General features: G+C 71.2%; 20 protein-coding genes and 2 tRNA genes. 11 read left to right on the top strand and 11 right to left on the bottom strand.

Annotated elements, in window-relative coordinates; genetic code table 11:
* The first annotated feature begins 496 nt into the window (after positions 1-496).
* Positions 497-1,126 (top strand): three-helix bundle dimerization domain-containing protein, encoded by a 630-nt coding sequence (locus tag VB059_RS13415; protein WP_323422481.1) that lies wholly within the window; start codon positions 497-499, stop codon positions 1,124-1,126.
* A 34-nt stretch (positions 1,127-1,160) separates the two neighbouring features.
* Positions 1,161-1,233, top strand: a tRNA-Lys gene (locus tag VB059_RS13410).
* A gap of 96 nt (positions 1,234-1,329) precedes the next feature.
* Here the strand turns inward: VB059_RS13410 and VB059_RS13405 are convergent.
* The 4 genes from VB059_RS13405 to VB059_RS13390 all read right to left on the bottom strand — a co-directional run bounded on the left by VB059_RS13405 (position 1,330) and on the right by VB059_RS13390 (position 5,753).
* Complete coding sequence (locus VB059_RS13405; protein ID WP_323422480.1) at positions 1,330-2,649, bottom strand: hypothetical protein; 1,320 nt, start codon at positions 2,647-2,649, stop codon at positions 1,330-1,332.
* Positions 2,650-3,060: 411 nt separating this feature from the next.
* The gene (locus tag VB059_RS13400) at positions 3,061-3,339 is read right to left on the bottom strand and encodes a hypothetical protein (RefSeq protein ID WP_323422479.1); all 279 of its coding nucleotides are present in this window, start codon (positions 3,337-3,339) and stop codon (positions 3,061-3,063) included.
* Between the two features lie 33 nt (positions 3,340-3,372).
* Entirely contained in the window at positions 3,373-5,538 is a 2,166-nt protein-coding gene (locus tag VB059_RS13395) for a hypothetical protein (RefSeq protein WP_323422478.1), read from the bottom strand.
* Complete coding sequence (locus VB059_RS13390) at positions 5,538-5,753, bottom strand: helix-turn-helix domain-containing protein (protein ID WP_323422477.1); 216 nt, start codon at positions 5,751-5,753, stop codon at positions 5,538-5,540. Before VB059_RS13390 ends, VB059_RS13395 begins: the two co-directional genes overlap by 1 nt.
* A gap of 235 nt (positions 5,754-5,988) precedes the next feature.
* On the opposite strand from VB059_RS13390, the gene VB059_RS13385 reads away from it, so the two are divergent.
* The 7 genes from VB059_RS13385 (at position 5,989) to VB059_RS13355 (ending at position 15,044) form a co-directional block, all read left to right on the top strand.
* Positions 5,989-7,137 (top strand): site-specific integrase, encoded by a 1,149-nt coding sequence (locus VB059_RS13385; RefSeq protein WP_323422476.1) that lies wholly within the window; start codon positions 5,989-5,991, stop codon positions 7,135-7,137.
* A gap of 48 nt (positions 7,138-7,185) precedes the next feature.
* Positions 7,186-7,285 (top strand) — tRNA-Asp (locus VB059_RS13380).
* 1,185 nt (positions 7,286-8,470) lie between these two features.
* Positions 8,471-9,322 carry a DUF559 domain-containing protein gene (locus VB059_RS13375; RefSeq protein ID WP_323422475.1) on the top strand — a complete coding sequence of 284 codons (852 nt, stop codon included), beginning with the start codon at positions 8,471-8,473 and terminating at the stop codon, positions 9,320-9,322.
* A gap of 406 nt (positions 9,323-9,728) precedes the next feature.
* The gene (locus VB059_RS13370; protein ID WP_323422474.1) at positions 9,729-11,528 is read left to right on the top strand and encodes an amino acid permease; all 1,800 of its coding nucleotides are present in this window, start codon (positions 9,729-9,731) and stop codon (positions 11,526-11,528) included.
* A gap of 273 nt (positions 11,529-11,801) precedes the next feature.
* Complete coding sequence (locus VB059_RS13365; RefSeq protein ID WP_323422473.1) at positions 11,802-12,470, top strand: hypothetical protein; 669 nt, start codon at positions 11,802-11,804, stop codon at positions 12,468-12,470.
* Between the two features lie 30 nt (positions 12,471-12,500).
* Positions 12,501-13,169, top strand: coding sequence for a class F sortase (locus VB059_RS13360; protein WP_323422472.1), 669 nt, complete (start codon positions 12,501-12,503; stop codon positions 13,167-13,169).
* A gap of 138 nt (positions 13,170-13,307) precedes the next feature.
* A complete protein-coding gene (locus tag VB059_RS13355; protein ID WP_323422471.1) occupies positions 13,308-15,044 on the top strand; it encodes a glycerol-3-phosphate dehydrogenase/oxidase in 1,737 nt (578 codons plus the stop codon).
* Positions 15,045-15,234: 190 nt separating this feature from the next.
* On the opposite strand, the gene VB059_RS13350 is transcribed toward VB059_RS13355, so the two are convergent.
* The 3 genes from VB059_RS13350 to VB059_RS13340 all read right to left on the bottom strand — a co-directional run bounded on the left by VB059_RS13350 (position 15,235) and on the right by VB059_RS13340 (position 17,689).
* Positions 15,235-15,492, bottom strand: a complete 258-nt coding sequence (locus VB059_RS13350; protein WP_323422470.1) for a PLD nuclease N-terminal domain-containing protein — start codon at positions 15,490-15,492, stop codon at positions 15,235-15,237.
* A gap of 146 nt (positions 15,493-15,638) precedes the next feature.
* Positions 15,639-16,523: a 1,4-dihydroxy-2-naphthoate polyprenyltransferase gene (locus VB059_RS13345; RefSeq protein WP_323422469.1), complete on the bottom strand. Its 885-nt coding sequence runs from the start codon at positions 16,521-16,523 to the stop codon at positions 15,639-15,641.
* Positions 16,520-17,689 carry an AMP-binding protein gene (locus tag VB059_RS13340; protein ID WP_323422468.1) on the bottom strand — a complete coding sequence of 390 codons (1,170 nt, stop codon included), beginning with the start codon at positions 17,687-17,689 and terminating at the stop codon, positions 16,520-16,522. Before VB059_RS13340 ends, VB059_RS13345 begins: the two co-directional genes overlap by 4 nt.
* An 82-nt stretch (positions 17,690-17,771) precedes the next feature.
* Here VB059_RS13340 and VB059_RS13335 point away from each other — a divergent pair, with 82 nt between their 5' ends.
* Positions 17,772-18,725, top strand: coding sequence for an o-succinylbenzoate synthase (locus tag VB059_RS13335; protein WP_323422467.1), 954 nt, complete (start codon positions 17,772-17,774; stop codon positions 18,723-18,725).
* Positions 18,726-18,831: 106 nt separating this feature from the next.
* Complete coding sequence (gene menD, locus VB059_RS13330; protein WP_323422466.1) at positions 18,832-20,481, top strand: 2-succinyl-5-enolpyruvyl-6-hydroxy-3-cyclohexene-1-carboxylic-acid synthase; 1,650 nt, start codon at positions 18,832-18,834, stop codon at positions 20,479-20,481.
* 109 nt (positions 20,482-20,590) lie between these two features.
* Here menD and VB059_RS13325 read toward each other — a convergent pair whose 3' ends face one another.
* The 4 genes from VB059_RS13325 to VB059_RS13310 form a co-directional block, all read right to left on the bottom strand.
* Positions 20,591-20,803, bottom strand: coding sequence for a hypothetical protein (locus VB059_RS13325; protein WP_323422465.1), 213 nt, complete (start codon positions 20,801-20,803; stop codon positions 20,591-20,593).
* A 243-nt stretch (positions 20,804-21,046) separates the two neighbouring features.
* Positions 21,047-22,777: a TM0106 family RecB-like putative nuclease gene (locus tag VB059_RS13320; protein ID WP_323422464.1), complete on the bottom strand. Its 1,731-nt coding sequence runs from the start codon at positions 22,775-22,777 to the stop codon at positions 21,047-21,049.
* A gap of 7 nt (positions 22,778-22,784) precedes the next feature.
* A complete protein-coding gene (locus VB059_RS13315; protein WP_323422463.1) occupies positions 22,785-23,498 on the bottom strand; it encodes a demethylmenaquinone methyltransferase in 714 nt (237 codons plus the stop codon).
* A gap of 180 nt (positions 23,499-23,678) precedes the next feature.
* A complete protein-coding gene (locus tag VB059_RS13310; protein WP_323422462.1) occupies positions 23,679-23,903 on the bottom strand; it encodes a hypothetical protein in 225 nt (74 codons plus the stop codon).
* Positions 23,904-24,287: the final 384 nt, after the last annotated feature.

Here is a 24,287-nt window from a genome sequence, read left to right as displayed (position 1 = left end):
GGCCGTGTCCCTATCAGCGGTCAACCAACGCCACCAGACCCGGTGACAACACCCCCCGGATCATCAACGACAGGGGCAATAAGTCATGCCGGGCCTGGCGACCAGCACCCCCATCATCAGGGGTACGAAGAAGGTAACGGGCGGTCGGTTCCTGGGGGAGACGTCGGTGTGGCTCCGCGAGGGTGTCGGCGCCCGTCTCCGGGGTGCTTGTAGGCCTGTGGCGGCGCCGTCGGGACGCCGGATCGGCCGCGCTCCTGGAGATCAAAGTGTCCGATGGGAAACGTCAAGGTGAACGCAAGGTGAACGAATTGTGTCCAGTTGGGTATGGTGGACCTGCTGGTGGGCATGATCGGAGCCCCCACGATGTGTCGAGGGCGCGATGTCACGAAGCGTGACGCGTCGAGGACACGACCGACGAGACCATCACGACTGACGAAACGTCACGACTGTCGAGAACATGCAGACACGTAGTACCTGCTTGGGAGGAGGGGTCATCATGTTGACCACAGAGGAACTGGAAGCGCGCTACGCGTACGACACGGCCCAGCTGGCCGACCACTACGAGGGTGTCTTCACCCCTGCCGAGGTGCGCGCCGCGGTCGAGGTTGCGCGGGAGCACTTGGAGAAGCAGGCCACGGTCACCGATTTCCTGCCGCTCCTGGTGTCGCGGATGGCCAAGGAAGGGCTGCTCGCCAAGGCCCAGGCCGAGGGTGGGATCGCCAAGGCGCTCCCCGAGATCCTCTTCGTCTCGGAGCACAACAGCGCCAGGTCGCACATGGCCGCCGCGCTGACCAAGCACCTGGCCGAGGGGAAGGTGAACGTACGCTGCGCGGGCCTGCATTCGCGGGGTGGTCTGGACCGCGATGTCATCACCGTGCTGGCCGAGCGTGGGATCTCCTTGAAGTACCCCTACCCGATGCCGTTCACCAGCAGCCTGCTGGGCGCGGCCGACGTGGTCGTCACGCTGGGCGTGCCGGAGTTCCACGACTTCGCCGGCAAGCGGTGGATCAACTGGGAGGTGCCTGCTGTCGTCGGTGAGGACCTCGAGGCCGTGCGGCGTGTCGCCGACGACCTCGAGCGCCGGATCCGCGAGATGCTGGCCGAAGAGGTGTCCATCGCCGCCTGATCGTACGGCCGATCGGTAAGCTGGGGCCCGGCTCGGGTCCTTAGCGCAATTGGCAGAGCAGCGGACTTTTAATCCGCGGGTTGTGGGTTCGATTCCCACAGGGCCCACGCGCGGGAAGGCCCCTCGATCCACGCAATGGCGCGGATCGAGGGGCCTTTCGCATCTCCTGGCGGACCAGAAAGTACCGGAAAAGTACCCAAATCTCACTCGAGCTCCGGTCCGTCGGTGTCGGTGGGGGGCTCGGGCCACGCGTTCAACGCGTGCGTCGAGGTGTTCTTCCGGCGCTGAGCGGTGTTGACCCGGGCCAGGTAGGCGTCCCGGTCGACGCCCGGCTCCAGGACCCGCGTCCCGGCCCGCAGCTCATCCCGCAGGGTCCGCGTCTCGGCCTCGAGAGTGGCCACCCGCGACAGCCCGCCGTGGTAGGCCGTCCGGGCCTCCTGAAGGGCGTCAGCGGCGCGCTGAGCGTCACCCACGACCCGGCGCTCACGAGCCGTCACGGCGGCCTCCCGAGCCGCCAGATCGGCGTCGAGGGCCTCCTGGAGCTCACGCTCCCGGCGCAGGCGGTCGTCCTCGGCGGCGAGCCCCAGGCGCACGCCGTCGAGGCGCTGCTTCTCCGTGCCGAGATCGTCGGCCCACTCATCGAGGATGTCCTCGCGCTCGGCGTTCTCGGTGGCCTGGTCCTTGACCTTGGCGTAGTCGGCCTTCGCATGACCGACCATGTGCCGCACCTCGTCGAAATCGGGGGAAATGTCGTAGCCCAGTCCGACGAGATGGGCCTTCAAGCCGGCGTGGTAATCACGCATCTTGTCCGGCCCCCGTTTCATCCGCCCGGTCTCGTCACGCACGTCGCGGTGCTCGAACCAGGTCCGCGACGCCTCAGCCCGCAGCGAGCCCGGGTGCTTCGGATCCGGGGCGAACGTGTCGGCGAGAAGCTGGACGTGCGGAGTGGACTCGGAATGCTGGACGTCGTAGCCGTGGATCGCGGCCCAGCCGCCGGGGATCACGTTCTCGGCCAAGTAACGAATCTCGTCCTCGAAATACCGGCGGGCCGCGTCGCGATTTCGCGCGACCCACCGGCTCCGCCACAGCGGCTTACCGGCGGCATCGAGCAGGGGGGTGCCGTCGCCGGAAAGACGCGGATAGCCGTCGGGAATCTCGACGCACATCGACTTCGGCAGGTGAAGCACGAGCAGGCTCAGCGTCACCGTCCCGCCTCGCATCGTCCCCGTCTTGTGATCGAGGTGATCCTCGGTGAGCTTGCGCCTCACTTTCCCGACTCGGGCGTCGCCGTAATCGAGCACTTCCTGGCGGTCGGTGCAGCGGCGGAACCCGCCATTCCCGTCGTTCACCCACGCCTCGTCGTACCGCTCATCAGCGGCAACGATATTGGGGTTCCGCGCCGCCCAATAGGCGATCGAGTCCTCGTCCAGCTCGCGCATCATCTCATGTAGGATCGCGCCCCGCTCACCGAAGCTCTTCGTGTGTGTGACGTGGAATCCTGCACGACCGACAATCTCGCTCATCGTGTCCTCACTTTCGCTCGTCCATCAATCACAAATCCCGCCCTCCACCGGCCGACAAGCCGGGCTGTGGAGAGCATCCTCGCCCGGGCGGAGCCCGGGCCCATACCCGTGCGGGCGGGCCGCCAGGCCCGCACCGCCCGGAGAGGGAACGACACGCGGTTTGCTCACATCTCACGCGTGATGTACCCCACTTTGTCGACACGTGCCACGTCGATCGGGGCCCTGCACCCACTCACCGCGATTTGCCCACATTTGCACGCACGACAAAAATGTCTTAACCCCGTAAGACAATTTGCGCTGACGCGCAAATTGCCGGGGCCCTCCGGGGGCTCCCGGCGCTGGCGCACCGGGAAAGCTGTCCCCCGGGTGAGGCCCCACCAGGGGCCTCACCCGGGGGAACGGTGACGGGGATCAGTAGCCGGCGTCCGCGCCGCCATCGTGCTGCCCAGCAGTGGGCTCCGGGGCGGCCGTGATCGCGGCCCGGAGCTGGCCCGGATCGAGCGCGTCGCGCAGCCGGGCGACGGCCTCCGGCGTGTCCGCGCCGGCGGCCTCGGCCAGCCACACGCCGAGGTCCTGGCGGGCGGCCAGCAGAGCCTCCCGGCGGGCCGTACGAGCGGCCCGCCGAGCGGCCCGAAGCTGGGCGGTGAGATCGGCGACGGTCGCGTCGAGATCGGTGGGCGTCTTGGTCATCGTGGGGGTCCTTTCGTTGGGGGTGGGGGGGAATCAGACGGCGGCCAGCTGCTCGCGGAGTTCGCTTTCTCGAGCGACGAGCACGGGGCATCCGCCCTCGTGGCTCCGGTAGAGCACGTCGCGATATGAAATCGAGCCGGTCCTGCGGTTATGAGGGCAGGTGCAGATCTGCGCGAGGCGGTTCGCCTCGGCTATGTCTTCCAGCTCGGCGAGCTGCTCGGCCAGCTGGACCTCGTGATCGCGGGCTGCTGCCTCCTCGGCGGCGGCGGCGTCAACCTGCTCCAGAGCCTCGGCATCGAGCACCTCGATCCCGGCGAGCAGCTCGCCGACGATGTCGGCCCCGACGCGATTCGCGACGGGCTGGAGGGCGTGGTGCTGGTCGATGATCGGGCGCAGGAGCACCTCACCCACCGAGAACGTGGCGGCCTCGCGCTCCTCCTCACTCTCGATGGAGTCGAGAGCGCTGCACACCGTCTTCATGCTGGCCCGCATCCGGGCGACCTTCTGGTAGGCCAGGAAATCGTCAGTGTCGTCCGCGAAGCCGCGGTTCAGCAGCATTTCGATGCTGTCGGTGGTCACCTCGAACACGACCGGGAAGCGGCCCCAAGACTGATTGCGATCCTCGGCCTCGTGCACGTTCCCGCTGGCATCGGTGTACTTGCCGGCGAGTCCGTCAAGATACTCGGCGTAGGGCGTCGTCTTGGCGATGATGTTCACGACGTGTACGAGCCTCACGGAGCCGTACTTGATGTTGGCGTCGCTTGCGCTCGGATGATCGTCGAACACCTGCCACACACCCTCACGGCTGCCGAGTGCCGCCAGGAGACCGGGCACGCTGTAGTCGTCCCAGATGATGACCGGCTGGCCCTTGTAATTCTGGAGCGGCACACGGGCATCCGTCGCGACGTGGTAGCACTCTTCGGCGTCGAGATCGGGGTACAGCATCCGGGCGAAGAGCTTTGCGAGCTGCGTCTTGCCCGTGCGCCCCTTGCGCTGTGCGCCGGCAGGTGACCCGATGTAGTAGTTCGTCCTATGCCGCGGGGCCGGTTGATGGAGCAGGAAGTCCTGGCGGAGCTTCTGCAACTTCTCGAGGTCTTGGATGTAGATCGTGCGCTCGGTCTCGCGGACCTCCTTCATTGTCATGTCGCCGAGCATCACCGCCTCACGGATCGCGTCGCGCTTTTTGAGGCTGGCCCGCTGGCCAGCCTTCGCCGACTGACCGCCCTTGAATCGCAGCGCCATCTCGCCCAGATAGGCCGCCACGTCGAAAGTCGCCCACACCTCGCGCCGGTCGTAACGGTGCTTGTCTTGTTGCGACTTGCCTTCGTGGAGCAAGTACTGCACGCAGAGGTAGTGCGCCCGCTCCCGGGCGTTGCGACCCACCGGCACGTCCTCCCCGGCAGACTCAAGCTCCTCGTTCGACATTTTGATTCGCGCCGACGGAATACGGGCCACGTCCGAGATCGCGCGGATCGACACCTTCTGCTCGAACCACAGCACCACGTGGGCGTGCAGCGGTTTGAGATCGCCGGCACTCACCGAGCGGCCCTTCGACCGCTGGTACTGCGCCTCCGCCTCGTCGAACACGTCCTGGTCGTGCCAGATCACCGCGATCCGACCGACCTTGTCCCAGCGCCGCAGACGGTCGAGGTGCTCCTCGGTGATCAGCACCTCGCCGGTGTCCGGGTGGACCCGGTATTGCATCAGGGTGAAAACCGTGGCACGGCCCTGGGCACGGACCTTCTGCGCCTCGGTCTCGGCGGCTTTCTCCCGCTCGAAGAACGCATCGGCCTGGGCGACCTGCTCCGGCGTCGAGGCGACCACCCGGTAGCCGGGCACCGGACCACCGGCAGCACTGTCCAGTTCGTCGTCCAGTTCGCCGGCAGGACTGTCTAGTTTCGAAACTAGCGGGGGGCAACCCAAGGAGGGTGCCCCCCGCCCGATCCCTGTGATGACGCCGATCGAGGGGGGCTGAGAGACGTCACTGTCCAGTTTGCCAGTTTTTGACGGCTGAAAAGATTCGGCGGCCAGGGCCGTGTTTTCCGCCGATGGCACGGCAGCGGGCAGCCCGCCTCCGGCGGGTGCCGGTGAGGATCCCCGGCCGGGGGCCGGGGCCAGAAGATGGTCCTCGACCCCGAAGGATGACAGGTCAAGGGAGGGCGGGGCACCGGTGATGACGGGGGGCGTGAGGGCGCTCATCAGCGCTCCTCGGAGGTCGCCGTGCGCTCCTGGCCCAGCAGCCACTCATCGACGGCCTCGGGCCGGTAGCGCACCGTGCGGCCGAGCCGCAGGTACCGCGGGCCGCTGCCCTCGATCCGCCATTCATCGACGGTGCGGCGCTTCACCCCGAGGCGCTCGGCGAGCGTGTCGGGAGTGATCAGGGAGTCGAGCAGGGGGGTGCTGACGACGGACATGGGTGTCCTCCGGACTCATTCAGTCCGGAGCCCGGTCCACCCTGACCGTGTCGCCGATCGTCTGGGCGGAGTGTGGCGAGCGCCACGTGCTCCATCTCGGGTCTCACCGCTCAGCGGCGGCCCTGCGCTTTATTTTCGCGCCCATGTCTGTCTCGCACGACTCTACCACGCGCGATCCAGTAATCTCACATCTGCCCTCATTCGAGGCGCCGAAAACTCACAAAGGAACACCGCCATGGGCTTCACCCGCCCCTACGAGACCAGCGCCGGGAAGAGGCTCTGGGAGGCCCGCTACCGCCGGCCCGACGGCCGGACGGCGCGCAAGGCGTCGTTCCGGACCAAGCGTGAGGCCGAGGCGTTCCTCGCCACCGTCGAGGTGTCCAAGCTGCAGGGTGCCTACATCGCGCCGAGCGACGCCCAGATCACCATCGGCGCGCTCGGTGCCGACTGGCTCGTGGCCCACGAGGCGGCGGTCAAGCCGTCGGCGTTCTACTCCGACGCGTCGGCCTGGAGGGTCCACGTGGAGCCGAAGTGGGGCAAACGCAAGGTCGGTTCCATCCGTCACACCGAGATCGCCGCCTGGGTCGCCGAGCTGGCCGCTGCCCGATCCGCCACCACCGTCAAGCGGGCTCACGGCGTCCTGGCCGCGATCCTCGACGGGGCCGTACGCGACCGGCGGATCCCGAGCAACCCGGCCCGTGAAGTCAAGACGCCGCGCAAGACCGGCAAGGCCAGGGCCTACCTGACTCACGAGCAGGTCGAGCGCCTGGCCCAGGAGTCCCGCTACCCCGACGTCGTCCGGTTCGTGGCGTACACCGGGCTGCGGTGGGGCGAGATGGCCGGGCTGCGGGTCCGCCACGTCGACCGCGCTCGGCGGCGCATTTCCGTGGAGGAGAACGCCGTTTTCGTTGGTGGCCGGGTGCGTGTCGGGACCCCCAAAACCCACGAGCGCCGCACGGTGCCCTACCCCCCGTTCCTCGACGAGGCCATCGAGCGGGCGACCGCCCACCGAGGGGCCGACGATCTGGTGTGGCCGGCCGACGACGACGGCGGCTATTTGTCGTCCGGCAAGTCGGGCACCGGCTGGTTCGCGGGGGCCGTGAAACGCGTCGTCACGGCCGATATGGCGGCGGTGGACGCCGCGAGGGCGGCAGGACAGCCCGAGCCCCCGGTCACGCCCTACGTCACCCCGCACGATCTGCGTCACACCGCGGCGTCGTTGGCGATCAGCGCGGGCGCGAACGTGAAGGCCGTCCAGCGGATGCTCGGGCACGCCTCGGCGGCGATGACCCTGGACACCTACGCCGACCTCTTCGACGACGACCTGGACGCCGTGGCGAGCGCCCTCGACGCCGCCCGCGCCGAGCGGCTGGCGCTGTCGTAAAAAGTACCGGAAAAGTACCGGTTCACCTGTCGGAGGGTGTCCTCAGGTGGGAGCTAACGGGAGTTAAATACACGGAATGACGCCGATCTGGCCGGGTCGGCACCCCCCTGTCGTGAGGGGTTTGTGGGTTCGATTCCCACAGGGCCCACGACGAACGGCTCCGGGTCCGAGGGAAGCTTCCCTCGGCCCCGGAGCCGTTCTGCGTTCCTGCTTCTTGCTTGGCGTTCCTGCTGCTTGCCCGGTGTTCCTGCTTCTCGCTTGGCGTTGCCGTCTCTTGCCCGGTGTTCCTGCTTTCCTGGGTTCTTCCTCCCACTCGTCAGCCGAGCGGGCGTTGTTGCGGGCGAAGTCGGCCGGGTCCGGGCGGACCTGACCCGGTCCCTCGAGGACTTGACCTGGCTCTCTCGGGCGGACTTGACCCGGCCCCCGGGGCGGGCTCGGCCGGGTCCACACCAGCGGGGACTTCACGCACCGCCCCTCGCGTGATCAAGGCCATCGAGACACTGCCGGTGGAGACTGGCCGCTGTTGGCGGTCGAGGTCCTGTCGTCGGTGCCGGCTGAAGCCCTGGGGTGCCGGCTGAATGGGGTGCCGGCTGAGGGCAGCTGGGGCCCTACTGGGGCGCACAGAGGTCTCGCCGGTGGACACCCCAGCTCCGCCAGTTCACGACTGAGGGGATATGCGTAGCTGAGGAGGTTCCGCCCGGATTCCTCCTCAGTTGTGCATTTCTCCTCAGTCGTGTCAGGGCCTCGGGCTGTCTGGACGTGTCAGGACTTTGGGCTTGGGCTGGCGGGCTGGCGGGCTGTGTCAGGGCCGCGGGGTCTCGGGACGTGCTAGGACCGCAGGGTGGCGGGTTGTGTCAGGGCCGCAGGGTGGCGGGACGTGCTAGGACCGCAGGGTAGCGGGTTGTGTCAGGGCCGCAGGGTGGCGGGACGTGCTAGGACCGCAGGGTGGCGGGACGTGCCAGGACTGCAGGGTGGCGGGACCCGCCAGGACCGCAGGGCGTCGGGAAGGACTCGGGCCCCAGGCTGTCAGGATCGTGATGGCTCAGGTCGCCGAGATCTGTCGGGGGGCCGGCCCCAAGGGATCCGGTCGTGGGCAGGCATCCGGTCATGGGAAGGTGGCTGGTGATGGAAGGGCGACTGGTCGGTTGGGGCGGTGGCTGGTGATGGAAGGGCGACCGGTCGGTTGGGGCGGTGGCAAGCGCTGTCGCCTCCGGCACGCCTCATCGAGGCACTCCGGGACGCCCATTCTCCACAGCCACACCCCGACGTCGGGACCCATCCCCAGGTTGCTTGCCAGGCGTCGTCGGGCCTTGCGGGTGCAGCACACTCCGGCATGACGTCTGCTGAGGGAGACTCCTGGGCGCCGGTGGTGGCCGCTGTCCGTGCCAAGGGCGGTGTCGCGAGGACCGCGACGTTGATCGCCGGCGGCATCAGCCGCCACGTGCTCGGCGCAGCGGTGAAGGCCGGATCCCTGGTCCGGGCGCGCCGTGGCTGGGTGGCCCTCAAGGATGCGGATCCCTACCTCCTGGCCGCGGCGCGTGGCGGCGTGGTGCTGACCTGCATCACCCAGGCCCATCGACTCGGGCTGTGGGTCCAGTACCAGGACCGTCCGCATGTCGCGGCACCGCCCCATGCCGGGGGAATCGACGTGCGCAATGCGACCATTCATTGGCACCTGCCGATCATCCCCCGCCGACCTGACGATCTCATCGACCCGATCGAGAACGTGCTCGTGGCCGTCGCCCGCTGTCAGCCGTACGAACAGGCGCTGGCGACCTGGGAGTCGGCGTTGCGTCAGGGCCTGACCGATCGCGAGGAACTGAGCCGACTGCGTCTGCCGCCGGCCGCCCGGGCGCTGTGCGAGGAAGCGGCGCCGTTCTCGGACTCGGGGCTCGAGACCCTGGCCGTGGCGCGGCTGCGCTGGCTCGGTCTGCCGCTTGTCCAGCAGGCATGGATCCGTGGGCGTCCGGTGGACCTTCTGATCGGTGCGCGTCTGGTGTTGCAGATCGACGGCGGCCACCACGTCGGCGCCCAGCGAGCGGCGGACATCAAGCACGACGCACTGCTCGCCCTGACGGGGTACCACGTGATCAGGGTGACATACGGCCAGGTGGTCGACGACTGGACCGCGGTGCAGACGCGGATCATGCGCGCCGTTGCCCAGGGCCTCCATCGTGCGCTGTGATCTCCATCCCGAACAGTGACCCGCCGGGCGCAACGATCTCACCGGGCAGGCGACCCCACTGAGCAGGCGACCCACCGTCCGCGGCGACCTCCGTCGTACGCAGCGAGGCTGACGGCGGTGGACACTTCGCCCTCTTGCTCCGACAGCGTGTCCTTGTCAGGCGGCATCTTGTCAGGCGGTGTCACGTCAGGCGGTGCTTCGTTGGGCGGTGTCACGTCAGGCGGTGCTTCGTCAGGCGGTGTCACGTCAGACGGTGCTTCGTTGGGCGGTGTCAGGTCGGGTGGCGCGTCCCTGTCAAGGAGACGTGTCCACAGGCGAGACGTCCGGCAGTGCTCGGGGCCGCGCCGGTAGCGTGACCCCGTCCGGAGCGCAGCAGCGCGTGCGGGCCCGAACATGAGGTGGATGCATGAGTCTCTTCGTGAAGAAGACCATCGGTGAGGTCCAGGAGGACCTGGCTGATCCCGAACGCAGTCTGAAGCGGGAGCTGTCCGCCTGGGACATCGCCGTGATGGGCGTGGCCGTCGCGGTGGGCGCCGGCATCTTCTCGGTCGGGGCGCAGGCCGCCGCCAAGTACGCAGGGCCCGCGGTCATCGTCTCCTTCCTGATCGCCGCCGTGGTCTGCGGACTCGCGGTGATGAACTACGCGGAGTTCGCCTCGACCATCCCGGTGTCGGGCTCGGCGTACACGTTCTCGTACGTGTCGCTGGGGGAGCTGATCGCCTGGATCATCGGCTGGGACCTGATCCTCGAGATGTTGATGGCCGCCTCGGTGATCTCTAAGTACTGGGGCATCTACGTCCACAACGTCTTCCAGTTCCTGCACATCGACCTGCCGACGGAGATCCCGATCGGTGGGCTCACCGCGTCCTGGCCGCCGGTGCTGATCGTCGCCCTGTTCACCGTCCTGCTGGTGCTCGGCACCAAGCTGACCTCCCGGGTCAACGGCGTGCTGACCGTGATCAAGATCGGCATCACGCTGTTCATCATCGTGGCCGGCTCGTTCTATGTGAAGGCCGCCAACTTCACGCCGTTCCTGCCCCCGGCCGAGCCGTCCGGCACCGACGCGTCCGGCGTGATGACCCAGAGCCTGTTCGCCTTCCTCGCCGGCACCGAGCCCACCCGTTACGGCGTGTACGGCCTGCTCGGTGCAGCGGCGCTGGTGTTCTTCGCGTTCATCGGCTTCGACATCGTCGCCACCACCGCCGAGGAGGCCAAGGACCCGCAACGCACCCTGCCGCGCGGCATCTTCGGCGGCCTGGCCCTGGTCTCCCTGCTGTACGTCGCGGTCACCATCGTCGTCACCGGCATGGTGAGCTACAAGGAGATGGCCCAGGAGAAGTCCCCGTCGCTGGCCACCGCGTTCCGCCTCGTCGGCGCCAACTGGGTGGGCACGATCATCACCATCGGCATCCTGATCGGCCTGACGACGGTGATCATGGTGCTGTTGCTCGGCCTGGCCCGGGTGGTCTTCGCGATGAGTCGCGACGGACTGCTGCCCCGGGGCCTGTCGCACACCTCCAGCCGGGGCACGCCCGCCCGGCTGCAGATCCTCTGCGGTGTCATCGTGGCGATCATCGCCGCCTTCGCCGACGTGGACCAGCTGTCGGAGATGATCAACATCGGCACCCTGTCGGCCTTCGTGCTGGTGAGCTTCGCGGTGCCCGTGCTGCGGCGCCGCTACCCCGACCTGAAGCGCGGCTTCACCGTGCCGTGGTCGCCGACACTGCCGATCATCTCCGGCGTGCTCTGCCTGTGGCTGATGGCCAACCTCGCCGTCGAGACCTGGCTGCGGTTCGTGGTGTGGCTGCTCGTCGGCCTGACGATCTACTTCGGGTACAGCTACCGGCACTCCCGCGCCCGGCTCGACCAGGACGAGGGGCTGCCCGGCACCGGCGGTGAGCGCACCGGGGCGGGCCGGTGGACCGTCGTCGCCGGCCTCCTGGTCGCGCTGGCTCTGGTCGCCGTGCTCGGCTCGAGCGCCGTGCTGCTGATGAGCCCCGGCGGCGTCGCCGCCATGTCCACCACCGCTGTCTGGAGCCTGATCCTCGGGCCGGTCCCCGGCATCGTCGCGGGCCACCTCGCGCTGTCCCGGACCGGGTCGGTCAGCACCCGTTCCCGTACAATCCAGGCCGTCCTCGCCGTCGGCTACGGCACCGCTGCGGTGGCGGTGGTGGTCGGCATCCTCCACGCGATCGCCGTCCTCTGACCCGTCGCGGGTGGCGTACGGCCCGGAGCGGGCTCGTACGCCCATGTCGTCCGGACGTGGCGTCGGTCCGCTGACGACGGGGTGCCGACCGAGCGGCCCCGGAAGGCCGGACGGGTGTTCGCTTGTTGTCAAATCGTGATGGCCGAACAGTCATTACTTCGGTTGAGGGTTGGCGTGTCTGCGGGCATGCCGGCGGATATCGGGCAGGCTGTGTGACGGATCATCCGATCCGGCGTTCCTTCCCCAGTCCGCCGTTCCTCAAAGGAGAGAAACATGACTGACGCCACGTTCCGTACCCGCTCCGTACGTGCCCTCGCGGTCGCCGGTGTGATCGGCCTGGTCGCCTCCCCGGTCCTCGCCCCCCGGGCGTACGCCGCACGAGGCGACATCAAGGTCGCCCCGGTCGGCCAGACGCCCGGTAACAGCAACGACCCGCACATCACCGGCTGTGACTTCCAGGTCATCGCGAACCGCTTCGACAAGGGCACGTTCAAGGTGTCGTTCACCACGCAGGATCCGAAGCCCAGCGGCGTGTCGGACAAGGACTTCGGGTTCTCCGGGCCCGGGACGTTCGTGATCCCGTCGGACGGCGAGGCGGTCAGCAACAACTTCACCCTGTTCTCCACGACCGGCAAGACGCTGCCCAAGGCGAAGTACCACATCAAGGTGCAGCTCAGCGGCGACGGGGAGAAGGTCAACTCGAAGGTCTTCTGGCTCGACGACTGCACCGCCGCGCCTCCGACCGTCCCCGGGCCCGAGCCGTCCTCCCAGCCGTCGTCCGAGCCCTCCGCCCGGCCGACGGCCTCCGCCTCGGCCTCCGTCCCCGGCAAGGTGAACTCCGGCCTGGAGGCCGACAGCAGCGGCGGCATCATCGCCCTCGGCGTGGGTGGCGTCGCCATCGCCGGCCTGGGTGCGCTCGGCCTGCGCCGGCGTGGCCGCTGAGGCCGTCGTACGGTCGGTGGGGGAGGGCACATGAGCACCCGCCGCCGGCTCGGGCCCCGGGTGCCCACCTGGCTGCTCCTCACCGTCGGCCTGCTGGTCCTGGTCGCGGCGCCGTCCGGCGTGGTGTGGGCCGCCCACGGTGTGCACCGGGTCGCGCCGACACCGGCGATCCGGCCGTCCGACCCCACCACCCTGACGATCGACTCCCTCGGCCTGCGCGGGATCGGCGTGCTGCCGATGGCGCTCAAGCAGGGCGCCCTCAACCCGCCGGACAATCCGCGGATGGTCGGCTGGTGGAACCACTCCGCCGACGCCGGCGCTGCGACCGGCACGACGCTGCTGACCGCCCACAAGGTGCACAGCGGGTCCGCGGTCTTCGAGCACCTGGTCGACCTCAGGCCGGGGGCCACCATCGTCCTCGGCGGGGACACCGGCGCCTTCACCTATGTGGTGGCGGACGTCCGGGTGCTGACCAAGGACCAGCTCGCCGCGGAGTCCGGAGCCCTCTTCGCCCAGGACGGGCCGCACCGGCTCGTGCTGGTCACCTGCGAGGACTGGGACGGCACGGAGTTCGCCGCGAACTCGGTGGTGACCGCCCTGCCTGCCCCGGCGTCACCGGTCCCGTCGGCTGCCCCGGCGGGGCGGGTGATGTCCGCTGCCCCGGCCGGGGCGGCGACGGGCGGGCCCCGGCGGGTCTGAGCCCTCGATGCGGGGTCTGAGCGGCAGGCGCGGGTCCGGCCGGGGCTGCATCCCTGGGAGCTGCATCCGTGGGGCGGCCCGGCAATGGGGGAGCCGTCCCACGTCGGCGGACGACCCGGCGCTGGCATAGTGGTGCCCGTGAAGGAGTCCATGCTCACCGCACAGTCCCGATCACACGCCCTGGCGGAGATGGCCGACGGCGCCGGTCTCGACATCCTCGTCGTCGGCGGAGGCGTCACCGGCGCCGGGATCGCCCTCGACGCCGTCACCCGAGGCCTGCGCACCGGCCTGGTCGAGATGCAGGACTGGGCGGCCGGCACCTCGTCGCGCTCCTCCCGGCTCGTCCACGGCGGACTCCGCTACCTCTACCAGCTCGACCTGCACCTGGTCTCCGAGGCCCTCGCCGAGCGCGGCCTGCTGCTCGACACCATCGCCCCGCACCTGGTGCACGCCCAGCCCTTCCTCTGGCCGCTACGGATCCCGCTGGTCGAGCGCGGCTACAGTGCCCTCGGCATCGGCCTGTACGACCTGATCGCCCGGTTCCAGGGCGGCCACGTGCCGATCCAGCGCCACTACGACAAGGCCGGCGCACTGGGCATCTTCCCCGACATCCGCCCCGGACGGTTGACCGGCGCGATCCGCTTCTACGACGCCCGGGTCGATGACGCCCGGCTGGTCGTCGACCTGGTCCGTACCGCCGTCTCGTACGGTGCCCTGGCCGCTTCCCGGACCCGGGTGGTCGACTTCGTCCGCCAGCGCGGCGCGGTCACCGGGGCCGTCCTGCACGACCTGGAGGCCGACCGGGAGATCACCGTCCGGGCCCGCCACGTCATCAACGCCACCGGCGTGTGGACCGAGCAGACCGAGGGCCTGGCCGGTCCGCAGGCCCAGGGCCTCAAGGTGCTGGCCTCGAAGGGGGTGCACATCGTCGTCCCCAAGGAGCGGATCCGGGGACGCACCGGCCTGTTCCTGCGCACCGAGAAGTCGGTGCTGTTCATCATCCCGTGGCCCGACCACTGGGTGATCGGCACCACCGACACCACCTGGACCGAGCAGCCCGAGACTCCCGTCGCCACCGCGGCCGACATCGACTACATCCTCGACCAGGCCAACGCGGTGCTGCGCTCCCGGCTCACCCGCGACGACATCCTCGCCTCGTACGCCGGCCTGCGCCCCCTGCTCCAGCCGCTCCAGGCCGCCCCCGGTGAGTCGGCGAAGGTGTCGCGCGAGCACACCGTCGCCCGGGTCGCGCCCGGACTGTCCGCGATCGCCGGCGGCAAGCTGACCACCTACCGGCGGATGGCCGAGGATGCGGTCGACTTCGCCCTCGGGGACGAACGGGCCCGGGTGCAGCCGTCGATCACCCGCCGGATCCAGCTCGTCGGTGCCGTCGGGTACGAGGCGACCAGGGCCCAGGCCGGCCCCGTCGCTCGCCGGATGGGGTGGGACCGGCGCCGCACCGAGCACCTGCTCTCCCGCTACGGCTCGGAGCTGACGGTGATCGCCGACCTGGTCCGTGCCGCCCCCGATCTGGGCCGCCCGCTCGCCGCGGCCCCCGGCTACCTGCGCGCCGAGGTCGTGTACGCGGTGACCCACGAGGGGGCCCTGCACCTGTCCGACGTGCTGGAGCGGCGGGTCCGGCTCGCCGTCGAGCAGCGCGACGGTGGCTGCGCGACGCTGGACGAGATCGGCGAGCTCGTCGCGCCGCTCCTCGGCTGGGACGACGCGACCCTCGACCGCGAGAAGGCGTCCTACCGGCGGGCGGTCGAGGCCCGCCGGGCTGCCGCCGAGGCCCCCGACGACGCCACCGCCGCCCGGATCATCGCGGAATCGCTGGGGACCGGAGCAGGAACGGGCGCAGCAACAGGAGCGTGAGCGGCCCCGGCTGCTCGGGCCGGTGGGCGGGCGCGGGCCGGTGGGCGGCACTGACCGGCTGACTCAGGCCGCCGAGCGGCGTGGGCCGGTCCATCCGGGCCGGTGCGAAGACTCGCCCGGGGGCCGACCCGGGCGGGCGTCAGACCCTGCCGGGCGTCAGACCCTGCCGGGCGTCAGAGCCTGCCGGGCGTCAGAGCCTGCGGAGGAACTCAGGATCGTTGTCCGGTGCCTGGTCGTGTGGGTCACGGCCGCCACCGCCACCGTTGCCGAAGCTGCCCCGGCCGAAGATCAGCCAGGCCAGCGGGCCGACGAACGGGAGCACGACGATCGCCACGAACCACATCCACTTCGGCATGAAGTTCACCTTCACCGGCTCGGTCTGGGCGAGGTCGGTGATGCAGTAGATCGTCAGCATGATGGCGATCAGGATGGGCAGGTAGCGCATCATGCCGGAATTGTAGGCGGTGAAGGGTCCGGGTCGGCAATGATCGAACGCATGCGGAGGCCGGGTCAGGGACCGCCCGGCCGGTCAGTCTCGTGTCCGGTCAGGTCCCCGTCCGGTCGGGTCCCCGTCCTGCCGGACCCGGCCGCCGATCAGGCCGGGATCGCGAGCCCGACCAGGAGCCCGGCCGCGGCGACCAGTTCGGCGAGGCCGGTCATCTTCAGCACCTGCACCAGCGGCAGGCCGGTCGCGCCGGCCAGCAGGGCGCGGGTGGGCCGGGCCAGCGGCAGCGCGAACGCCAGCCCCGACAGCGACCACCAGCGTCCGGAGGAGGCCGCCACACCGATGATGGCGAGCGCGGTCACGGCGAGCAGGACGACGAAGAAGATCCGACTGCCACGGTCGCCGAGCCGGGTCTCCAGGGTGTGCTTGCCGGCGACGATGTCGGTGGCGATGTCGCGCAGGTTGTTGGTCACCAGGATCGCGCAGGCGAGCGCGCCGATGGCGACCGCGGCGAACAGGCTGGGCAGGGTGACGGCCCCCACCTGGACGTACGTGGTGCCGCAGACCGCCACCAGCCCGAAGAAGATGAAGACGAAGATCTCGCCCAGGCCGAGATAGCCGTACGGGTGCCGACCGCCGGTGTAGTACCAGGCGGCCAGCACGCTCGCGGCGCCGACCAGCAGCAGCCACCACTGGCCGGTGAGGATGACCAGCGCGAGGCCGGCGAGACCGGCGAGGCCGAAGCAGCCGAACGCCGCCCGCTTCACCACCGCGGCAGGCGCCGCGCCGGAGCCGACGAGACGCTGCGGGCCGACCCGTTCGGCCGAGTCCGTGCCGCGGATGCCGTCGGAGTAGTCGTTGGCGTAGTTCACGCCGACCTGCAGGGCCAGTGCCACCACCAGGGCGAGCCCGGCGTGCACCGGACGGAACGAGCCGGCCGCGATCGCGGCGCCGGTGCCGGCCATGACCGGGCTGAACGCCGCCGGCAGGGTCCGCAGCCGGGCACCCTCGACCCAATCCCCGACCGTCGTCACACCTGCTCCTCGTCCATCGACCCCCAGGCCGCGATCACGGCCCGGCGATCGATCTTGCCACTACTGGTCGTCGGCAGCACGTCGAGACGGCCCAGCCCGCGCGGCAGGGCATGGTGTGCCAGCTCGCCCGCCAGCGCCTCCCGCAGGCCGGCCAGCGAGGTCCGCCGGCTCGTCACCACCACCACCCGGGTGCCCCAGACCGGGTCGGGCACCCCGACGGCGACCAGGTCGGTGGTGCCGAGGGCCCGCCGGGACGCGGCCTGGACGGCCGCCAGGTCCACGTTCAGGCCACCGGAGATCACCACGTCGTCGAGCCGGCCGAGGACGCGGACGGTCCCGTCGGCGGCGACCTCACCCCGGTCGCCGGTGAGCAGGCTGCGGTGTCCGCCCGGCTCGGCCCGGACCACCTCGGCGGTCAGCTCCGGTCGTCCCAGGTAGCCGGAGAACAGCACCGGACCGGTGATGGCGAGCCGCCCGTCAGCGGGGTCGGCGCGCACCGTGACCCCGTCCAACGGCCGGCCGTCGTACACGCAGCCGCCGCTGGTCTCGCTCATCCCGTACGTTGTGACCAGCCGCAGCCCTCGGGCGCGCAGCCCGGCCAGCACCTCGACGTCGACCGCGGCCCCGCCGAGCAGAATCGTGTCGAACCCGGCCAGCGCCGCCAGACCCGCCCCGTCCTGTCGCAGCCGGGCCAGCTGGGTGGGCACCACCGACAGGTAGTGCCGCGCCCCGGGACGTGTCGTCGCCGCCGCGATCCCGGCCAGGTGCGGTGGGACCAGATGCAGGGCCTCGCCGGCCAGCAGCGCGCGGCAGACGACCATCGCGCCGGCCACGTAGTGCGGGCCCAGCGCCAGCGACCACTCGCCCGGCCCGCCGAGCCGCGCATCGGTCGCCGCGGCCCCCGCCCGGATCGCCGTCGCCGACAGCATCACGCCCTTCGGGGCGCCGGTCGAGCCGGAGGTGGAGACGATCAGCGCCACGTCGGCCGGCACCGCACCGGGCGCCTCGGCCGCGACCAGCATCCGGCGCACCGCCGCCTCCTCGACCGGGTCGGGCGGCAGCGGCGCGAGGACGTATGCTCCGTCGAGCGCCCCGGCGAAGGCCGCGGTCAGCTCGTCGGCCGACAGTCCGGTGGTCGGCAGCAACCGCAGCGGGGGAGTGGGCACGGGGAAAGGGTACGACGCCGGGCGCAGCGTCACCGGCGGCTGCCTCACCGACGACCCGATGCGGCGGACATAGGGTCGAGGCATGGAGACGTACGTCTGGTCGATCCCGCTGCGGACCCGGTTCCGCGGCATCGATGTCCGCGAGGGCATGCTCTGGCGGGGGCCGGCCGGCTGGGCGGAGTGGAGCCCCTTCCTGGACTACTCGGGGGCCGAGCTCATCCCGTGGCTGCGGGCGGCCCGCGAGGCGGCCACCGAGGAATGGCCCGCGCCGGTGCGCGACCGGGTGCCGGTCAACGTCACCGTGCCGGTCGTCACCCCGGAACGGGCCCACGCGATCGTCACCGACTCCGGCTGCCGTACGGCCAAGGTCAAGGTCGCCGACCCGCGCTCCGACATCGCCGACGACATCGCCCGGCTGGAGGCGGTCCGCGACGCCCTGGGCCCGGGCGGGCACCTGCGGATCGACGCGAACGGCGCCTGGGACGTCCCCACCGCCCGCCGGCACCTGGCGGCCCTGGCCCGGTTCGACCTGGAGTACGCCGAGCAGCCCTGCCCGACCACCGAGGACCTCGCCGCACTGCGCCGCCACCTCGCCCACGACGGCCTCGACGTGCCGATCGCCGCCGACGAGTCGATCCGCCGTTCGGGTGATCCGGAGCGGGTGGTCGCCCTGGAAGCCGCCGACGTCGCCGTGCTGAAGGTCCAGCCGCTCGGCGGGGTGCGGGCCTGTCTCGAACTGGCCGAACGGCTCGGCCTGCCGGTCGTCGTCTCCAGTGCACTGGAGACCTCCGTCGGGCTCGCTGCCGGTCTCGCGCTAGCCGCCGCGCTGCCCGAACTGCCGTACGCCTGCGGGCTGAACACCTCCCGGCTGCTGGCCGACGACGTGGTCGACGAGCCGCTGGCCGCCGTGGACGGCTGGCTGACGGTCCGCCGGCCGGCCCCCACCCCCGCCCGGCTCGCGGCGTTCGCCGCCGATCCCGCCACTCGGGCCCGATGGGCCCGTCGGCTCGAGCAGACGGCTAGCCTGACCCGGTGAGCCGACGGCCGCCGTCGCCACGTCCGGGCCGGTCCGTCGTCCTCCGGGCCGCGGCCGTCCGGGTCGCTCCACACCAGAAGGGCGCCCCGCCCCCGAGGGAGGTCGCATGAACCCGTCCACCGTTCTCGCCCGCGCCGTCGTCGGCCAGCTCCTCGCCAACGGCGTCGAGCACCTGGTCGTCGCCCCCGGCTCGCGCAACACGCCGCTGCTGCTGGCCGCGCACCGGGCCGCTGCCGCCGGTCGGTTGCGCCTGCACGTCCGGATCGACGAGCGGGTGGCCGGGTTCACCGCGTACGGCATCGCCCGGGCCACCGGCCGCCCGGTGCCGGTGCTGACCACCTCCGGCACCGCGGTGGGCAATCTGCTGCCCGCGCTGATGGAGGCCGCGCACACCGGCGTGCCGTTGATCGCCCTGTCCGCCGACCGGCCGAACGGCATGCTCGACACCGGCGCCAACCAGACCACCCACCAGACCGGGATCTTCGGCGGCTTCGTCCGCGCCGAGGCCAACCTCGAGGCCGACTCCGGTGCTCGGGCCGTACGCCACCAGGTCGCCCGGGTGCTCGCCGCCGCCACCGGCCTGCGGAACCGCCAGCCGGGCCCGGGTCATCTGAACGTCCGACTCGCCGAGCCGCTCGTGCCCGATGCGGCCGACGACGACCTGTCCTGGCTCGATGTCGAGGCCCCGGCCATCGCCCCGCTCGGCGCCGGCATGCTCACCGAGCTCGGGCCCGGCCCGCGGACCGTGGTGCTGGTCGGCAGCGGCACCCAGGCCACCGGCGCCCGGGCCCGCCGCACCGCCGAGGAGGCGGGCGTGCCGCTGCTCGCCGGCCCGGCCTCGAACGCCCGGACCGGCAGCGCCCTGGCCGGCTACCGGCTGCTGCTCGAGACACCGCTCGCGGAGCGGATCGAACGGGTGGTGGTGTACGGCCGCCCGACACTGTCCCGCCCGGTGATGCGTCTGCTGGCCCGGCCCGACGTCGAGGTGATCGTGGTCGCGGACGGCTCGGAATGGAGCGACGTCGGCCTGCACGCGGCGGTGGTCGCCGACGAGGTCCGGCTGCCGGCCGGCGACCCCGACTGGCTCAGCGGGTGGCAGCAGGCGGATCGGCGGGTCACCGCGGAGGTGGCCGGCCTGCTCGCCGCCCAGCCGGCCCTGACCGGCCCGGAGATCGCCGCCGCAGTGGTCGCGTCGGTGCCCCCCGAGGATCTGTTGCTGCTCGGCAACTCCCAGCCGATGCGCGACGCCGACCTGGCCCCGACCCTGGCCGTTCCGGCGATGGTGCTCGGCAACCGCGGCCTGTCCGGAATCGACGGCCTGGTGTCCACCGCCACCGGCGCCGGGATCGGCAGTGGCCGGCCGGTCACCGCGCTGATCGGCGACGTCTCACTGGCCCACGACGCCGGCGGCCTGCTGATCGGCCCGACCGAGCAGGTGCCCGACCTGCGGGTGGTGCTGGTCAACGACGACGGCGGGTCGATCTTCCACACCCTCGAGCAGGGCGACCCACGCTACGACGCGGGAGCGTACGAGGGGGCCTTCGAGCGGCTGTTCGCCACCCCGCACGGGCTCGACTTCGCCGCCCTCGCCGGAGCGTACGGCTGGCGGCACCGCCGGATCGGGGGCCGCGAGGACCTCGCTGAGGCGCTGGCCGCGCCGGTGCAGGGCCGAGAACTGCTCGAGGTGCCGATCAGCCGCGCCGACCGTCGCGACCTCGACACCCGGCTGCGGGCACTGGTCCGGCCGGCCGGCTGAGACCGGCGGGCCGGGTGGGGACGTCCCGCCTGGGAGGGTGCTCGGCCGGCCGGAAGGGCGCTTGGCCGGTCGGGGGGCCTGGCCGGTCGGGGGGGCCTGGCCGGTCGGGTCAGACCTCCGGGTCCTCCAGCTCCCGGCGCCGACGCACTGCCAGCAGCAGTAGCTGCAGGCCGGCGCCCGCGATGCCGAGTGCCGCGGCCATCGCGAGCGAGTGGCCCCAACCGGCTCCGCCGATGGTGCCGATGAGCCAGCCGCCCAGCAGGAAGGCGGCGACGAAGCCGACGAGGGCCAGCGAGATGATCCGGGGCATCGGGGCGGTCATGGCGACGTCCTCCGTTCGGGGAGCGGTCCGCCGGGGACGGCTCCGCGGCGAGGCTCTTTCACCCTAACCACCGCCGGAGGGCCCGCCCAATGACCGAAAGGCCACACTCTGAGGGAGGCGACAGCCCGGGGAACGCGGGAGCGACACTCCGGGGGAGCCGAGACAGCCCCGCCGAACGCCGGCTCGCAGGCCCGACAGCCCCCGACGGGGACGTTCCGACCCGTACGGTCCGACCCCGTACGGTCAGGCCGAGGCCAGCCAGTCCCGCAGCGCCGCAGTGGCGCGTACGTCGTCCTCGTTGTACTCGAGCACCCGACTGCGGGAGGCTTCCCGCTCCTCCTCGTCGTCGGCGTGCACCGCCTCGTCGAACCACGCCTGGGAGTTGAGCCCGCCGGGATCGTCGTCGCGCCAACTGAACCCCGGCCCCTCGTGGGCCACCACCTTGAGGCCCAGCCCGTGGGTGCCGAACCAGTGCTCCCGGACCGTGCTGAACAGGTCGACGAAGTGGTCCCCGGCGAACTCCCGGGCCCGGGCCAGCACGGCGTCGCCGCTGCGCTCGGCCAGCCGAGCCAGCCGGGTCACCTCGTACGCCGAGTAGTGGTAGACGCGGACCGTACGCGGCCCCTCGGCCATCCCCTGCAGCCACGCCATCGCCTCGACCGCCAGCCTGATCTCGGCGTCGTCGTCCAGGTCGGTGAAGGCGCTGAAGTGCCGGTAGTAGCGCTCGCCCGAGGCCGTGTCGGTGACCAGGAAACCCCACAGGTAGACCCGGTCGTCCTCGGCGTTCTCGATGTCGAGGTCGATCTCCAGCTCGGCCCGCGGCACCGCGATCGGGCCGGTGGTGAGGCGTTCGAGGGTCCGGCCGGCGGCCATCAGCCGGGCCCGGCGCGCGGCCAGCTCGAGGCGCCGGTCGGCCCCGGGCCGGTGCTGCACCTCCGGCAGGTAGCGGGGCATCAGGTCGGCGAGGTCGATCGCGGCCAGGTCGTCGATGGTGTTGATCCCGAGCCGGCGCAGCACCGAGATCTCGCGGATGTCGAGCGGCGACCTGTCGATCTTCAGGCTCAGGTCGTGGTCGTCGAGCCTGGGCCGGCAGGTCTCCCACCAGTCGCAGCGCGGGCACTCCTTGTTGACGATCGGCAGCACCAGCGGTTCGGGCGGCTCGGGATCGGCCTGCTGCAGTGCGACCCGGGCCACCCGGACCCGGAAGTCGTGCTCGTGGTCGTAGCGCTCCAGCACGCTGCGCCGGGTCCAGCCCTCGGGGGCGTGGCGGGAGAACGTCCGGACCAGCGGCTCGTCCAGGTCGATCCAGGTGATCGCCACGCCGAGTCCCGGCACGTCGTCGGTGCCGACGACGCCGGCGAGGCGTCGCCCGCCTGCGGCGAACCCGGCCGATTCCAGCAGCCGCCAGTAGTGGGCGACCTGCACCAGGTCACTCTCCCGGCTGTTCACCCGGATCGCCCGCGAGTCCGCCGGGCGGGCGCGCAGCGGCGACGGAGCGCCGAGGGCCGAGACCGGGACGGCGAAGGTGTGCTCGCGTCCGGAGCGGCGCAACTCCTGCACCCGGTGGGCCTTGATCTCCACCGGGTGGTAGCCCGGTCGCCCGTCGGGCGTGTCGGTGCCCCGCACCCAGAGGTCGGCGCGGCCGCTGCGGTGGCCGGCCAGGTCCAGCGGCACGATGCCGTGGATGATCACGTCGGCGCCACTGAGCATCGCGGCCCGGCACTGCGCCTCGCGCTCGGACCAGGGTGCGTGTGCGCTGCCACGCAGGTCCACCACGTGCGGGCGGCCGGTCGTCCGGGCCGCGGCCAGGATCGCGTCGAGGACCCGGTCGGCATGGCTGGGCCCGTTGTCGAAGCTCTCCTCGACCGACGGGTCCACCGCTGCGGAGGCCGGGGCCACGGTGGGATCGAAGAGGTTGTGGGTCTTCACCGCGCAGCTGCGCGCGGCGTACGCGTCGAGGACGAGTCCTGCCATCGCCGGGTCAGGCCCAGGCGCGGTGCACCGCGACGATGCCGCCGGTGAGGTTCTCCCACTGCACATCGCGCCAGCCGGCCTCGACGAACAGTGCGGCCAGCCGCTCCTGGTCCGGCCAGGCCTGGATCGACTCCGCCAGATAGACGTACGCCGACGGGTTGGAGGAGATCGCGCCGGCGATCCGCGGCAGCGCCTCCATCAGGTACTCCTTGTACAGCGTCGCGAACGGCGCCCAGGACGGGGTGGAGAACTCGCAGATCACGATCCGCCCACCCGGCCGGGTGATCCGTCGCAGCTCCCGCAGGGCCCCGACCGTGTCCTCCATGTTGCGCAGCCCGTACGAGGCGGTGACGGCGTCGAAGGCGCCGTCCGCGTACGGCAGCCGCAGCGCGTCACCGGCGATGAAGGCCAGCTCGGGGTGGCGCTCCTTGCCCACCTGCAGCATGCCCAGCGACAGGTCGGTGGGGACGACCGTCGCGCCGGAGGCGGCGAAGGAGAGGCTCGAGGTGCCGGTGCCGGCGGCCAGGTCGAGGATCAGCTGGCCCGGGCGAGGATCGAGCGCCCGCTTCGTGGCGTCGCGCCACCACCGGACCTGGCCCAACGAGAGGACATCGTTGGCGAGGTCGTAGCGGCGGGCCACCCCGTCGAACATCATCGCCACGTCGTGGCGGCGCTTCGCCAGCGTCGCGCGGTAGTCGGTCTTGTCGTCTCCTCGGGGCACGGGCCCCAATATGCCACGGACAGGCCGGCGCACGCCCGGCGGTGTCGGGAGGCCGGACCGGACCATGACCGCTCATCCGATGACGGATGGGGCCAGGCCAACCCTCGTGGCGTGGCCACGCACGATGAAGCGTCCAGGTCATGAAGGGGCCAGGTTCGCTCGTGTCCTCAGCGCGGAGGATCACCGCCCTCCCTTGTCATCGGCGGCTTCGTCGGGGTTGTGCCAGGTTTCCAGGTCGAGTCGTTGGCGTTCCAACTCCGGCGTCCGGCTGTACGTTCCTTCCAGGACTGCCAGGCTGTGCAGCGCGGCGGCGCGGCCTGGTGGATCGATCCGCCCGGACAGTCGCAGCAGGGTGACGGCCGCTCCCACCACGATCGTCGCCGCCGAAACGCCGGATGGGCCCACCCCAACGACTCCTCCTCCACGTCATCGGGAACGTCCTCGTCGTTCATTCCCCTCGACATCTGCTTCATCTCGCTCGGCCCCACGCGTCGCCGGCCCTCGCTGGTGACCGGTGTCCGCCATCGGCAGGACCAGCCGACGCGTCCCGCCCCCGAGCTTGAACGGGGCCAGGTAGCTGAGCTCCACCGGTCCGTCCCGGCGCGTGTCCCAGCCGCCGTACTCCTCCCGGGCATAGACCCAGGCCGGCATGACCAGCCGCTCCTCCCCCCAACGCCTCCGACACCAACCGCCAATACCACGCCCGACACTCCGACACCGTCAAGGACTCAGGCGTCGACGCCAAGGTGCCAACCTTCGCCCGCCAGGTCTTGAGATCCCGATCCCATC

Origin of the sequence: Raineyella sp., assembly GCF_034933565.1 — a bacterium.
Lineage (GTDB): Bacteria > Actinomycetota > Actinomycetes > Propionibacteriales > Propionibacteriaceae > Raineyella.
This window is presented reverse-complemented; position numbering and strand designations above follow the sequence as displayed.

Excerpts from the sequence above, each read along its gene's own strand:
- VB059_RS13360 (WP_323422472.1), top strand. The coding sequence starts at position 12,501 with ATGAGCACCCGCCGCCGGCTCGGGCCCCGGGTGCCCACCTGGCTGCTC.
- VB059_RS13385 (WP_323422476.1), top strand. The coding sequence starts at position 5,989 with ATGGGCTTCACCCGCCCCTACGAGACCAGCGCCGGGAAGAGGCTCTGG.
- VB059_RS13365 (WP_323422473.1), top strand. The coding sequence starts at position 11,802 with ATGACTGACGCCACGTTCCGTACCCGCTCCGTACGTGCCCTCGCGGTC.
- VB059_RS13335 (WP_323422467.1), top strand. The coding sequence starts at position 17,772 with ATGGAGACGTACGTCTGGTCGATCCCGCTGCGGACCCGGTTCCGCGGC.
- VB059_RS13375 (WP_323422475.1), top strand. The coding sequence starts at position 8,471 with ATGACGTCTGCTGAGGGAGACTCCTGGGCGCCGGTGGTGGCCGCTGTC.
- VB059_RS13370 (WP_323422474.1), top strand. The coding sequence starts at position 9,729 with ATGAGTCTCTTCGTGAAGAAGACCATCGGTGAGGTCCAGGAGGACCTG.
- VB059_RS13350 (WP_323422470.1), bottom strand. The coding sequence starts at position 15,492 with ATGATGCGCTACCTGCCCATCCTGATCGCCATCATGCTGACGATCTAC.
- VB059_RS13395 (WP_323422478.1), bottom strand. The coding sequence starts at position 5,538 with ATGAGCGCCCTCACGCCCCCCGTCATCACCGGTGCCCCGCCCTCCCTT.
- VB059_RS13325 (WP_323422465.1), bottom strand. The coding sequence starts at position 20,803 with ATGACCGCCCCGATGCCCCGGATCATCTCGCTGGCCCTCGTCGGCTTC.
- VB059_RS13415 (WP_323422481.1), top strand. The coding sequence starts at position 497 with ATGTTGACCACAGAGGAACTGGAAGCGCGCTACGCGTACGACACGGCC.
- VB059_RS13390 (WP_323422477.1), bottom strand. The coding sequence starts at position 5,753 with ATGTCCGTCGTCAGCACCCCCCTGCTCGACTCCCTGATCACTCCCGAC.
- VB059_RS13400 (WP_323422479.1), bottom strand. The coding sequence starts at position 3,339 with ATGACCAAGACGCCCACCGATCTCGACGCGACCGTCGCCGATCTCACC.
- VB059_RS13320 (WP_323422464.1), bottom strand. The coding sequence starts at position 22,777 with ATGGCAGGACTCGTCCTCGACGCGTACGCCGCGCGCAGCTGCGCGGTG.
- menD (WP_323422466.1), top strand. The coding sequence starts at position 18,832 with ATGAACCCGTCCACCGTTCTCGCCCGCGCCGTCGTCGGCCAGCTCCTC.
- VB059_RS13405 (WP_323422480.1), bottom strand. The coding sequence starts at position 2,649 with ATGAGCGAGATTGTCGGTCGTGCAGGATTCCACGTCACACACACGAAG.